The sequence below is a fragment of the Wolbachia endosymbiont of Litomosoides brasiliensis genome, from assembly GCF_013366805.1.
In the GTDB taxonomy this organism is placed as follows: Bacteria; Pseudomonadota; Alphaproteobacteria; order Rickettsiales; family Anaplasmataceae; genus Wolbachia.
Map to the genome: position 1 here is coordinate 40,043 of NZ_WQMO01000007.1, position 12,822 is coordinate 52,864.

Here is a 12,822-nt window from a genome sequence, read left to right on the forward strand (position 1 = left end):
GGTGTTAGTGAAGATATATAAATGAAAAGTTTTTGTGTAAAGGCTCCTGCAAAGATCAACCTTTTTTTGCATGTTGTAGAAAAAAAAGAAACAGGGTATCACTTGATTGAAGGTTTATTTGTCTTTGCTAATCTTTCCAACTTCTTGGAAATAAAAGTAGGTGAAAAGAATTTCAGGTATGATAATACTATAGTTGAATTTGTGAATTCTGAACTCAAAATAAGCAACAAATACAATACTATAATGAGAGCAGTTGATCTATTGCTTAGACATGCTCCTGTGCGTACTAAAATCACTGTAAAGGTTGTAAAAAACATACCAACTGCTGCAGGTTTGGGCAGTGGTTCTTCAGATGCTGGGGCTGTGATACGTACGCTAGGGAAATTATGGGAAATTGACAGACCAATCTTAAATGAAATAGCTTTGAGCGTTGGTGCTGATGTTCCTGCAAGTATAGATAGTAAGCCAGTTTTAGTTAGAGGTATTGGTGAAAAAATATGCTATATTCAGAAATTCTCCCTGCCTACAAATATAGTACTTGCAAAACCGAAAAAGAAGTTTTTGAGCACGCCAGAGGTATTTTCTAGATATGAAGGGAACTTTTCCAAGCCAATTAAATGGAGAGATGATACTGAGAAGGATTTGTTAAAATTCCTTAAAGAGACAGAAAATGATCTTCAAGAAATAGCAATAAGTCTTGTCCCTGAAATTAAAGATGTAATATTAGCATTAGAGTCACAGGAAGGTTCCATGCTTTCTCGCATGTCTGGTAGTGGTGTAACATGCTTTGGAATATTCGATAGTGAAGAAAATGCAAAAACTGCTGCGACTAATATCAGAGAGGAGCAGCCAGAATGGTGGGTGTGTGACACTCAGTTAATAGTTTGATTTTATGGATATAATTCCTTTAGTTTCTAAGAGTAAAAACTTTATAAATGGTTACAGTGAAGGAAAGTTTTTGGTAAATAATCAAGAATATCATGGCTCAATTATAATTTTTCCTGAAAGGGTGATTAAGTTAAAAGAAAGTGATATAAATAGCAAGGAACATTTTGAATTTTTTTTAACAAAGGAAATAGAAGTTTTGTTAATAGGTACTGGTAAAACACGAAATATACCGCATTCTTCAGTGAAGTCCTACCTTATGAAACAAAAAAGTTTAAATTTTGAATTTATGGCAACTGACGCAGCATGCAGAACCTATAATGTTTTGATATCCGAAGACAGGTTTGTTGTTACTTATCTAAAGATCATATAGTATGTTAGTAATATTTACACAAGACTTCTTCATCAATAGTCTAATTGCGATAGTAATAATTAGCCTAGTAACAGGTGCTCTAGGATCATTTATGATATGGCAAAGGTTATCATATCTGGGTGATAGCTTGTCTCATTCTTCGTTGCTTGGTATTGCGTTGGCTTTAATCTTTAAGATTAGCCCGTCAATAAGCATTATTCTTATTGCAGTTGCATTTGCTATACTACTTTCCCTTAATTTTAACAGGCTATATTCTGTTGATACGATATTGAACATCGTTACTAATGTAGTTTTATCATTAAGTTTAATACTGATGTCCTTTCTTCCATCAAGTAATAGTAGCATTATTAGCTCGCTATTTGGAGATATATTAACACTGGAACAGAGTGATATAGTATTAATTTCTTTAACTTCAATAGTAGTTGCCCTTATATTAATATTTAGGTGGCGTTACTGGCTAATAATTTCAATTAACCAAGATTTAGCAATAGTTGAAAAAGTTAATGTAAATTTGGTTAGGCTAGAATTTTTAATTACTCTTGCTATATTTACAGCAGTGTCTGCTCAATTAATAGGAATACTACTTATTGCTGCGTTCTTGTTGATACCAGCAGCATCTGCAAGGCTTATCTCAAAAACTCCAATGCAGATGATTATTGTTGCGACAGTTTTTTCTTTGATCTCTGGAATATCAGGCCTTATATTATCTGCAAGTTTTGACTTATTAACAGGACCTGCAATTATACTTATTGCAGCTACATATTTAATTATTGCTTATTTTATAAGGTTAATGTTAAATAAATTGGCTTAATTTTGTTTTCAAGTATTAATGATTTTGTAATGCATTAGTTATGTGATACAGCTACTTTAGGGTGAAATAGTCTTTGCTATATTATCCTTAATATGGTAGTGATAAGTTTTTAATTCTATAAAGCAAACAATATGGCTGAGGAAGAATTTTTTTTTAAATACTTATTTCAACTTGTGAAAAAGTTTTGCCGCAAGTATATTCTTAAGGAGACAGGTGTATTAAATGATACACAAAATACAGCAAAATGAGTTAACCACTTATACACATGACAATGATATTATATGGAGTGTATGAAGATTACGCCATCTAAGGTCAAGAAATTCCTAGAGAAACCTGATGCTTTAAGTGGTGTGTTACTTCATGGAAGTGATAATAGCAGAGTTGATTTCTTCGCGCAAGAAATAGTAACTAGTTTGAGTAAATATTCAGTTCAAGTGATGGATTTTGCAATGGTGAATAAGTCACCTGGTCTATTACTTTCTGAGTTGGTAAACATTTCAATGTTTACTAATAAGAAACTGATTAAGCTAATAAATGTAGCTGGAAGTATATCTAAAGAATTAGAAAGTGTATTAGATTATAACGCAAGTGACCGCTATATAATAATGATAGCAACTGATCTTTCGTATAATTCCACAATTAAAAGTTATGCGAAAAACTCAAAAACTTTTGGTGTCATTTCTTGTTATAAGGATAACAGTAGTAACCTTTACGGCATTATATCAAGTTATTTGAAACAAAACAACATAAAATATAAAAATGAGGTAATTTGCTACTTACAGTCCTACTTCAATTATAGTAAGATGCCTATACATTCAGAACTTGAGAAATTAGTTTTATATCTAGGTGAGAGAAAAGATCTTAAACCTGCTGATATAGAGTTGTGCCTTTCAACTTCCAGCAATGATTATGTTACACTTGATAATCTGTGTTCTGCTATAGCAAACAAGGATATGGCAAATTTTATCAAAATCTCAGATGCATTGATGTTGCAAGAAAATTTCTCACCGATAGGACTAATTCGTATTATATCAAATTATTTTTTACGCCTTGAGAATGTCTTGTTGTCAATACAAGGTGGAATGAATGAACAGGCTGCGATTGATCAGCTAAATCCTCCGTTATTCTTTAAGCAATTGCAAAGCTTTAAGTCCCACCTAAAAGTTTTTCAACTTTCAGAACTCAAAAAGATCTTAGAAGGCTTGATGAACTTAGAAGTTGCTTGTAGGAAAACTGATTTAGATCATAGAATGATTTTTCAACATGCATTGCAAATGGCTGACACTGAAACCTATAGCTAAAATAAGTAAGATTTCCCTAGTCATGCTGCGGTTCATTTGTGGTATCTCATCATAGATTCTGCTAACAAGTAGCGGAATGACAGTTGTCAGTGAATCTAAGCTATTTTAGGCCATATGTTTTCATGTATTACGCCAAGACTAATTCACAATGGACAAGATAAAGGTAGATAGGAAAAGTTAGAAAAACTTAATGAGACTATTGGTGAGTATCCTGAACAAGAGTTATTTTTCTTTGTCACTTATTTAGCCTGCTGACAAAAAGTGTCATACCAGTGCGTGTTTTTCCTTTCGCTACTTGGATAGTAAAAATGGTAAATCTTAATGATCCAGGATATACTCTTTTGTTAAAGAAGATCTGGCATTTTCAAATATCTCTTGAACACTTCCAGATTCAACAATTTTGCCATTACAAAAGAAAATTATGCTATCAGATAACTTTTTAGCTTGTTTCATTGAATGAGTCACCATAATTATGGTGAATCTTAATTTCAGCTCTTGTATAAGATTTTCTATTGCATTAGTCGCCATTGGATCAAGTGCAGAACATGGCTCGTCCATTAACAAAATAGTTGGCTTCACTGCAATCGCACGAGAAATGCATAGCCTTTGTTGTTGACCACCAGATAAATCTAGTGCGCTATCTTGCAATCTGTCTTTTAACTCTTCCCATAAACCAACCTTAGTTAAACTGTTCTCCACTATTTCATCTAATTTTTGTTTATTTTTTACCATGCCATGCAATTTTGGCCCATAGGCAACATTGTCATATATTGATTTTGGAAAAGGATTTGGCTTTTGAAATACCATGCCGACTTTTGCTCTAAGTAGCACAACATCCATGTTGCGTGAATATATATCGCCTAGTCCATCAATATCTAGTTTACCAACAACTTTGCACCCCGGTACATAGTCATTCATATGATTAAAACAGCGCAAGAATGTTGATTTACCGCATCCGGATGGCCCGATAAAAGTAGTAACTTTTTTTTTGTAGATATCCAAATTTATATCAAATAAAACTTGCTTAGGGCCATACCAGAGACTTAAATTTTTAACAGAAGCGTGTGTGTTATTCATATCACATCCTGCATTGAATAGAGTCCTGGAGTTTCTCTTTTGTTTTCGTACAGCCATATTGCTGCTCGAACAGCGCCTCTAGCAAATGTTGTACGATCAATTGCTTTATGATTTAATTCTATTCGTTCATCGGAGTTGATAAACATTACACTATGATCTCCTACCACTCCACCTCCACGGGATACTGCAAAACCTATCTTCCCCTTTTCTCTTATGTTTGACCTATTATGTGAATGTTGGTGAGATTGAAAATCCACTTTTAGGGCGTTGGCAATTGCTTTGCCAAATTCTATAGCTGTTCCAGATGGTGAATCCTTTTTTAAGTTATGGTGCATCTCCCAAATTTCAACATCATATTCATTATCCAAAAACTCGGCAGCTTTTTTTACCAATTTTAGCAACACGTTAACTCCAACGCTCATGTTTGCCGACCATAATATCGGAATTTTAGCGGCATACTCTTTTAAGTTGATACTTTCTACTCCGGTTGTACCACTAACCAGCGGTGTTTTAAATTCCACAGCTGCCTTAAGGTAGTCTAACATACATTCTTTGGTTGTAAAATCTATTACAACGTCAGATGACTCAAATACATCACTAATAGAACTTGTAACTTTGATTCCTAAATTGGAACTGTGGCCTATAATTGATCCAATATCTGAATTTATATACTTACTGCCTAAACGGGCAACAGCGCCTGCTATTTCGACTTTGGTATTTATAATTAATTCATTGAGTATCTTTTTACCCATTCTACCCGAGCAGCCTATTACTCCAACTCTGATTTTCATAAAGCTTATATTAGGCTTTTTTTGAAGCTTTGTCATTTTTATAAGATATAAAATTTTCTTATTGAGCTACATACCAAATTGCTCTGCCTTTCCTAGGCTGAGTGATGTGATTACTCTTTACAAGACTGGATGCGTGCTTCCTTAAAGTTTTGGTTTTGCTTTAGTAATATTTTCTAAATCCTATATTGTAAAACGTCCATGCTTGCTAAGTAAAGCTAATTTTTATATAACACCTTTTGCTCGAGGTGAGATTTTTACTTTATATAGTGGTCTTAAGAAGAACATAGGTTATAGATTAAAATTATAGCTGCCAGTCCTTAAAAGTTGTTGAGTGCAACGCAAAGATATCTCTAATTATATAGAGAGTGTAGGAGAAGCTGTTTCAAAAATTATGTCTATCCTATTTTCAGATTCATAAAACGCTTCAATATGATTGGGGAATTTCTTATATTCTCTGATCTTTGCGTAAAAATTATAAAAGCCAAATATGAAACTGTTTTATAGTGTTCTCTGTAAATGGTATATTTTAAAGTTTTAAAGTACTTTCTCGCATACATACGCATATATGGCTACTTCTTTGTTTATCTCGAGGCGGAATGAGTGTGTATCAAGCTTGGATAACAATTGCTCAACTTCACAGTCTGATAGTTTTGCCCCTTCAATATGAGTAGAAGAACCAGTACTTTCAATTGTTGCAACTTTCTTGAGCATTTGTAAACGTTCTGGAGCTAAATTACCAAGTAGTTACCATGCTCCTTTAAATTCGTTAGTTTCGATAACTAGCCTCAGCATTTCAGCTGTTATTACAATTTTTGAAGTGTCAAGCATATCCGCTTATATCTGAAAATACCCTATTAGTAAAGCATAAACGCAGAGAACACACTAGAGTGTATGTGGCACAAAAGCTATTTTGTGTCAAAATATCATTTTTACATATTATGGTGTATTGTAAACTTGCTAACATTCAAGCCAAATTTTTCCTGGATTCTTATTCTCATTTCTTTAATAGTAATATTATGGTCTTCTTGTATCAATACTTCACAACTTGTTCAAATTGACTCTGATTCAATCCGGCTTTTTTACGACATTGAGGGGGAGTAAACCTTTTTCTTCTCTTTCAAGTTTTAGGTGCTTTATTCATGCAGTCAATACTGTTCTTGAAATGTAATATGTTTTTGCTACGACTATTATACTGTGTCTTTTTGCTGCAATTACAGCATTTGGTTTTATTTGCAACATATGCGTTATTTTGCACTTTCTTCAGCATTTCTTTTGCTGATTCACAACTTTTTCCTCTAATAATTTTGATTTCAATGCCATTTAAGGCTCGCTATTTTCTTGCTTCAGTAAGGCTTCTTTTCCATTATTGTCTATCCGTTCCTTGTACAGTAGGAATTGGTATTACCAGGCGATAGAACCTATGACTCTGTTATTCTAGTTATCATGTAATTTTATTGTGTCTGTTCTAATGCAAACACCTTCTTCTTGTTTGAGTGTGTGTGATTATTATTAATAGAATGCTGTGGTATCTTGGTATTGTGTCCATTTTTTTGACTTTTTTACTGAGATATGTGATACTTGAGTTTAAGTTTTTATGGAGGTAATCATATGTCAGGGTTAACTGAAGAACAATGGAGTTTGTATACTCAGTTGGAGGAAGCAATAAAAAACCGTCAGGATATTGCTGGCCTTTTCAAGGGAATTTCAAAGGATAATTTGCTGGAAGTTCTTGTTACTCGAGGTACAACTATAGAGTTCAAAAATGGTGAAAAAGAAATTGAAGCCCTGCATGACTATGCTCTGATTGTTAAGAATCAGGAAAGCTTGGTAGCTATTTTAAATATGATAAGAGAAAAAGGTATATCATTTAAAGAAGTGTTATGTACTAGGAATATAACCATAAATTCCCCAAATGTTATAAGATTTGATGGTACGCCGCCTAAAGAAAAGCAAGCTATGAAAATGTTTTTTAGTGCATGTAAAGAAAGTGGTAATTTGAGAAAGTTTTTTATTGAGATGTTTAATGGAACTAAAAAAAGTGGTGAATCTGTTTTTGGTTTTAATGAAGGTAAATTCAAAGATATTGTTGCCGTTATAGGAAAGGATGGTCTTGAAGAACTGAAAGGCGCTTTAAAAGAAACTGGGCATTATGATGATCTAAACCAAATTCTTCAGCTTGAAACTAGGATGGCAGCTGATAAAGCACTAATAATTGGTAGTGTTTGTAGTGTTATAGCTGCACTGGCAGTCAGTAGTGGGTGTTTTGCTGTCAGTGCTCAATTATCAACGTTAGCTATAGTTGGCATAGCTGTAGCTGCTGCTTTGGTAATTGAATTTGCTGCTTGTAGTATTACATATGCAATATCAAAACCTAGTGATAAACTTGATGGAGTCTCATACACAGCACATACCTCCTGCATCTGCTGCTCGATAGACCCTGTATTTAATTTAAAAAATAAGTAGGAAAAAAAGGAAAGGTAACCTTTTTAAGCATGTGTTAAGTTATTCACGGTATTGTGAATAACTCAGTGGAACACATAGTTTTATACGTTATGAGTACTTTGTGGTTTGTGTATATAAAGAACAAAAATTGCATTTTCTCCTGCTAAGTAGCTATGTCTTTATACTTTCCATAATATTTATTATATAATTTTTATAGATGCCAATACACAGGCTTTTCATCTATTATAATCCTTTGCTTTCTTCTCAATATATCTACATATTAGAATGGATAACTCGTATAGAATTAACATTGGTACAGCAAGCCCTACTTGGCTTAATACATCAGGTGGGGTTAAGATTGCAGCAATAATGAAAATTGCCACTATCGAAATTCTGCGCTTGTTCGACAAACTTTGCGTAGTAAGCAATCCAACCCTAACCATTAATGTAAGTATGACTGGGATTTGAAATGCAGTGCCAAATGCAAACATGAATTGGAGAACAAGGTCCAAGTACTCGCTAACCGACGGCATAAACTCTATCGGTATGCCAAAAGATTTACCACTGTGTTCAAAAGCAATGAAGAACTTCCAGGCTAATGGGAATATGTGGTAATAGACTACAGCAGCTCCTGTTATAAACAGAATCGGTGTTGCAATTAAGTATGGCAACAACACTGCCTTTTCGCTTTTGTATAATCCTGGTGCTAAAAACATATAGAATTGCCATGCAAATACAGGGAAAGAAAACAAAAACGCGCTCATTATTGCAACTCTAAGATATACAAAGAATGCTTCTGTTAGGTCTGTGTAAATTAGAGAAAAGTCGTTACTATCTTTCGTAATTTCTATTAAGGGTGTAAGTAAAAAATAATATATATTTTCTTTAAAATAGTAGCAAAAACCGAAGGTAATAAGAAAAAATAGAAAACAAAAAATAACCCTTTTCCTAAGTTCTGCTAGGTGTTCATAGAAGGAAGCATATTTATTGGGGTTTCTATTCATATTATATTATAGCACAATAATGCTATGTCCAACATCCTTAGTGAAAAAGCCCATTCATTATCATACCAGGCTGCAACTCTACAGATATCACCTGTAACATATGTGCCTGCTAAATCCACAATTGCGCTATGAGAATTATGTACGAAATCTATTGAGACCAAAGGTTCCTCGCATGTAGAAAGTACATCATTTACGGAGTTTTTAAACATTTCGTTTATTTCTTTAGCTGTTACTTTCTTGTTGGTGGTGAATTTAAGGTCAACCATAGAGACGTTAGCAACTGGAACTCTAATGGCAGTGCTGTCTAGCTTTCCCTTTAATTCAGGAATGACAGAACCTATTGTTTTTGCTGCTCCAGTTGTAGTTGGAACCATAGATAACCCACAGGCTCTTGCCCTGCGCAAGTCTCTATGGTTACCGTCGAGAACATTTTGGTCATTCGTGTAGGCATGTACAGTGGTCATAAAACCGCTTTTTATACCTAAATTAGAGTGTAGAACCTTCATAACCGGAGCGAGACAATTTGTAGTACAAGAACCTGCTGATATTACTTTATGCTCTTTTTTGAGCATATTATTATTTACACCATAAACTATAGTTACATCAGCACCTGAAGCTGGAGCAGAGACAATAACTTTTCCTGCATTATGCTTTGCTGCTTCTGCACGCTTGTTGAATGCACCAGTGCACTCAAGTACTACATCAACATTCCAAGGAAGATTTTCAGGGCTACGCTCTCTATATAAAGAAAACTTTCTGCCATTTATAGAAATCCAATTTTCGGACTCGTTAAAACTGATATCGCCATTAAATTTGCCGTGAACAGAATCATACTTAATCAAATGTGCATGTTGCTCGGCGCTGAGCGATCCGTTCACAGCTATAACTTCTATTTGTTTACTATATTTTTCTATTTCATGGGTAGCACGCAATACACTTCTTCCTATTCTACCAAGACCATTAATTCCTACGCGAGTCTTCATTTCTTCACCTGAAAGATTTAATTATAGAAAATGTTATTCAATTTTGCATTCTATTCTTTTCTTTTGTTTTTTAGTTGGTAACTGATCAGAGCAAAATAGGTAGGCTTCTTCCTACTCTTTTCTTTGTGGATTCTTTTTTTATATTGTCGTGCCAGCATGTGGCGCATAGCTGTACGAGCATTGTAATTTTAGTCTACCAAGATAGCATCATTCCAGCGCGTGACGCTTGGTACAGTTTGTCATACCACGATTCATTCACGGTACCTCTAAATCCCACTCACAGCAGCAAGGTGGCAGTAGTTATAAACATTAATAAATTTACTAAATAGTACTGACAGGAAAAACTCCCTAATTTAAGTTTTCATACTAATTCTCATTGTTAGTGAGTCGAATAAATGACATTGCAGAGTTATTTAATTGTGGAGTAGGGAAGGGAGGTGACAAATTTGTACAGAGCGCTCTCAAGCAAAGCAATTGTATTATAAACTTTATTACGCAGAATGTTCTGTTTTATTATATACAACCAAAGTCTCTCAATAGGGTTAAGCTCGGGTGAGTATGGTAGTAGATATATAATCTTGATATTTTTAGGTACTTTTAAATTTTTTGACTTATGCTAACTAGAACGACTCATGATAGAAAAGGTTTCTCGTGTTCTTAAACATGATTCCAACTACAACTGGAGCAGCAAAAACAAATTGTAACATTTGTGTAAGAAATACATTCATACAATCAATGTTGACATTGGTACAAATAAGCTAAGACTCTCTCTATTTCTAGGATTAACTGCACTGTAGAGATAAAATTTTTGTCTACCTAATTTTACTTTAACCTGTGTTCTAACACCCTTTTTAAACTACACGTGTTCAACTTTTGAATATGTGCCAAACCACGATTCGTCAAAGAAAAATAACTCTTGTTCAGGATGCTTACCAATGGTCTCATTAATTTTTTTTTAAAACTCTTCTTGTCTGCCTTTATCTCGTTCATTATGAATTAGTCTTGGCGTAATATACAAGAACTTCATTTTTTATCTATTACTGTAGACTCGCTAATGTTTAAGCCAAATTTTCCTAGGTTCTTATTCTCGTTTCTTTAATGGTAACTAGAAATGTTGTGAAGACATAAGGTGCATACAGTGCAAAAAATTAAGCATAAAATGTCAACTATGCTATACTTTGCTGTTTAATCTGCACAGATTAAGGATAACTGAATACCTCTGCTGCTACGGTAAGAGAGCTAGCAGAGTTTGTTAAGTAATTTTTTCTGATTACCTAAATAACGGCTAGACGAAAACTACATGGTTTGCAAAAAGTCTGATGAATTACGGCTGTCAGAAACTTCATCTTCATTGGCTATAGGCAAGGTAGATTTTGCTCAAGGAATGTTTAAACTCTATATACAAAACTATTTTGGCTCTAGTACTAAAAGTTTTGCATTTGCTGCGATGACTTCACTTCCAGCTTGCTATTCTTTACATATTGAATTGCAAGCACTAAAGCTTTACTTCCAGAAGTGTGGTACTGTGAGTATATTTTACAAAATAACAGTTCTGTGAATATCTCTGCTATCTGAGACTGATTTTACGCCTTTTGAGGTATTGATCACCAGATTTATCTTTCCATCTTTAGCTTTAGCATGTCAACTATGTGTGGCCTGCCTCCTCTCACTTTATTTTACAGCTTTTGCAGCAATGCCATTATTGTTTAGGTATGAAGCTGTACCTTTAGTAGCATATATTCTAAAATTCATCTCTTTCAACATTCGTATAACTGGTAATATATACTCTTATCATCATCTTATACTTAAATTAGAGCTGTTCCTTTTGTTAGTAACTTATATCCTGCAGCCATGTGTACTTTTGCAAGTGCTGCTTTAAAGGATGAGTCAATTCCCATTACTTCCCCTGTTGACTTCATTTTTGAGTCAAGTAGAGTATCAATTCCTGAAAAATGCATAAACGAGAAAACAGCAGCTTTAACTGCGAAGCAATTAAGAGATTTTTTTTCTTAATCTAATTTTTTATCTAAAATAACCTGAGTAGCAAGCTTTGCAATAGGAACATTAATTACCTTGAAAATAAAAGGAACTGTACGACTAGCTCTTAGGTTCACTTCAAGTATGTATATATCATTTTCTTATATGACAAATTGAATGTTTATCAGACCTTTCACTTTTAATTCAAGAGCTACTCTTTCGTCTGCAGCTCAATCTCTTTTACGATTTCATCATTTAACGTGTTTGTTGGGATTGAGTAAGTTGAATCACTAGAGTGAATTCTGGCTTCTTCAACATGCTCCATAACTGCCGCAATGAAAACTTTTTCTCCATCACATATAGCGTCAACATCGACCTCAGCTGCATTAACTGAGAACTTATCAAGCAGCAATGACCCATGCTCAAAAATTTTAATTTAACCCATGGTATATCCCTTAAAGCTCTCAATATCGTGCTTAATTGACATTGATTGATCACCCAAGACGTAGGACGGCTTAACTGCTAATGGAAACCCACTTTCTTTGCGTTAGCCAACGCTCTTCTGCTGAATGACAGATAGAATTTTCAGGTTATTTTAAGTTAGGCTGCAAAGCAAGGTTTCTAAACCTCATACGATCTTCAGCAAGATCTATAGAGTCAAAAGACGTACCCGGAATATTAAAATCCCTTTTATTCAGTGCCTTTGCTAGCTTTAAAGATGTTTGAACCTATCGAACTATAGCACCTACTAGTGTGCCATTTTCTTGCTCTTTACTTAGTGTTTTAAGTGTGTCCTCTATAGTTAATGGAGCGAAGTGCGAACGATCAGCGGTATCGTAATCAGTTGAAACAATTTCCAAGTTACAATTAATTATTCTGTTTCATACCCCATTTCTTTGGCAGCGGAAGACTGCATGCACACATATGTAGTCAAACTCAATTCCTGACTAATACGGTTTGGTCCACCACCCAAAATTATAACCTTTTTTCGATCAGAAACGTCCGCTTTGCATTCTGTTCTATTTATAATGTTTCCCTCATAACAACCATACATGTAAGCAGCACTCGATTCAAATTCATCTGAAAATCCCATCTTTTTTAGTTCTAATATTTCGTGCGCGGTTTCAGGCAAACCAGTTTCTTTAATTTTTTGTTCAGCCAAGATGATTTGCTGTATG

At 34.2% G+C, this 12,822-nt stretch carries 10 protein-coding genes and 2 pseudogenes; 5 read left to right on the plus strand and 7 right to left on the minus strand.

Translation table 11 applies throughout. The features are described 5' to 3' along the window. Window positions 1-21: 21 nt before the first annotated feature. The 4 genes from GO684_RS02305 to holA all read left to right on the plus strand — a co-directional run bounded on the left by GO684_RS02305 (window position 22) and on the right by holA (window position 3,370). The gene (locus GO684_RS02305; protein ID WP_175938562.1) at window positions 22-888 is read left to right on the plus strand and encodes a 4-(cytidine 5'-diphospho)-2-C-methyl-D-erythritol kinase; all 867 of its coding nucleotides are present in this window, start codon (window positions 22-24) and stop codon (window positions 886-888) included. A 4-nt stretch (window positions 889-892) separates the two neighbouring features. Further along, window positions 893-1,258, plus strand: coding sequence for an Mth938-like domain-containing protein (locus GO684_RS02310; RefSeq protein WP_175938564.1), 366 nt, complete (start codon window positions 893-895; stop codon window positions 1,256-1,258). Window position 1,259: 1 nt separating this feature from the next. Next, entirely contained in the window at window positions 1,260-2,069 is an 810-nt protein-coding gene (locus tag GO684_RS02315) for a metal ABC transporter permease (protein WP_175938566.1), read from the plus strand. 290 nt (window positions 2,070-2,359) lie between these two features. Next, a complete protein-coding gene (holA, locus tag GO684_RS02320) occupies window positions 2,360-3,370 on the plus strand; it encodes a DNA polymerase III subunit delta (RefSeq protein WP_175938569.1) in 1,011 nt (336 codons plus the stop codon). 318 nt (window positions 3,371-3,688) lie between these two features. Here the strand turns inward: holA and pstB are convergent, their stop codons facing one another. The 3 genes from pstB to GO684_RS05170 all read right to left on the minus strand — a co-directional run bounded on the left by pstB (window position 3,689) and on the right by GO684_RS05170 (window position 5,949). Beyond that, window positions 3,689-4,447: a phosphate ABC transporter ATP-binding protein PstB gene (gene pstB / locus GO684_RS02325; RefSeq protein ID WP_175938571.1), complete on the minus strand. Its 759-nt coding sequence runs from the start codon at window positions 4,445-4,447 to the stop codon at window positions 3,689-3,691. After that, a complete protein-coding gene (gene dapB / locus GO684_RS02330; RefSeq protein ID WP_175938573.1) occupies window positions 4,444-5,238 on the minus strand; it encodes a 4-hydroxy-tetrahydrodipicolinate reductase in 795 nt (264 codons plus the stop codon). The genes pstB and dapB overlap by 4 nt, the downstream gene beginning before the upstream one ends. Window positions 5,239-5,772: 534 nt before the next feature. Further along, on the minus strand, window positions 5,773-5,949 hold the full coding sequence (locus GO684_RS05170; RefSeq protein WP_246228201.1) for a hypothetical protein: 177 nt from the start codon (window positions 5,947-5,949) through the stop codon (window positions 5,773-5,775). A gap of 897 nt (window positions 5,950-6,846) precedes the next feature. Between GO684_RS05170 and GO684_RS02340 the strand changes: the two genes are divergently transcribed. Then, complete coding sequence (locus GO684_RS02340; RefSeq protein ID WP_175938575.1) at window positions 6,847-7,701, plus strand: hypothetical protein; 855 nt, start codon at window positions 6,847-6,849, stop codon at window positions 7,699-7,701. 215 nt (window positions 7,702-7,916) lie between these two features. Here GO684_RS02340 and tatC read toward each other — a convergent pair whose 3' ends face one another. The 4 genes and pseudogenes from tatC to carB form a co-directional block, all read right to left on the minus strand. Beyond that, window positions 7,917-8,684 (minus strand): twin-arginine translocase subunit TatC, encoded by a 768-nt coding sequence (tatC, locus tag GO684_RS02345; protein WP_175938576.1) that lies wholly within the window; start codon window positions 8,682-8,684, stop codon window positions 7,917-7,919. Then, window positions 8,681-9,667 carry a type I glyceraldehyde-3-phosphate dehydrogenase gene (gap, locus tag GO684_RS02350; protein ID WP_175938578.1) on the minus strand — a complete coding sequence of 329 codons (987 nt, stop codon included), beginning with the start codon at window positions 9,665-9,667 and terminating at the stop codon, window positions 8,681-8,683. Before gap ends, tatC begins: the two co-directional genes overlap by 4 nt. A gap of 409 nt (window positions 9,668-10,076) precedes the next feature. After that, window positions 10,077-10,773: pseudogene (locus tag GO684_RS06000) on the minus strand (IS630 family transposase); the annotation flags it as partial. Between the two features lie 318 nt (window positions 10,774-11,091). Next, window positions 11,092-12,822: pseudogene (gene carB / locus GO684_RS02365) on the minus strand (carbamoyl-phosphate synthase large subunit); the annotation flags it as partial.

Coding starts and splice junctions, on each gene's coding strand:
- GO684_RS05170 (WP_246228201.1), bottom strand. CDS start 5,949: ATGCTCAAGAAAGTTGCAACAATTGAAAGTACTGGTTCTTCTACTCAT.
- GO684_RS02310 (WP_175938564.1), top strand. CDS start 893: ATGGATATAATTCCTTTAGTTTCTAAGAGTAAAAACTTTATAAATGGT.
- GO684_RS02340 (WP_175938575.1), top strand. CDS start 6,847: ATGTCAGGGTTAACTGAAGAACAATGGAGTTTGTATACTCAGTTGGAG.
- dapB (WP_175938573.1), bottom strand. CDS start 5,238: ATGAAAATCAGAGTTGGAGTAATAGGCTGCTCGGGTAGAATGGGTAAA.
- GO684_RS02305 (WP_175938562.1), top strand. CDS start 22: ATGAAAAGTTTTTGTGTAAAGGCTCCTGCAAAGATCAACCTTTTTTTG.
- GO684_RS02315 (WP_175938566.1), top strand. CDS start 1,260: ATGTTAGTAATATTTACACAAGACTTCTTCATCAATAGTCTAATTGCG.
- gap (WP_175938578.1), bottom strand. CDS start 9,667: ATGAAGACTCGCGTAGGAATTAATGGTCTTGGTAGAATAGGAAGAAGT.
- pstB (WP_175938571.1), bottom strand. CDS start 4,447: ATGAATAACACACACGCTTCTGTTAAAAATTTAAGTCTCTGGTATGGC.
- tatC (WP_175938576.1), bottom strand. CDS start 8,684: ATGAATAGAAACCCCAATAAATATGCTTCCTTCTATGAACACCTAGCA.
- holA (WP_175938569.1), top strand. CDS start 2,360: ATGAAGATTACGCCATCTAAGGTCAAGAAATTCCTAGAGAAACCTGAT.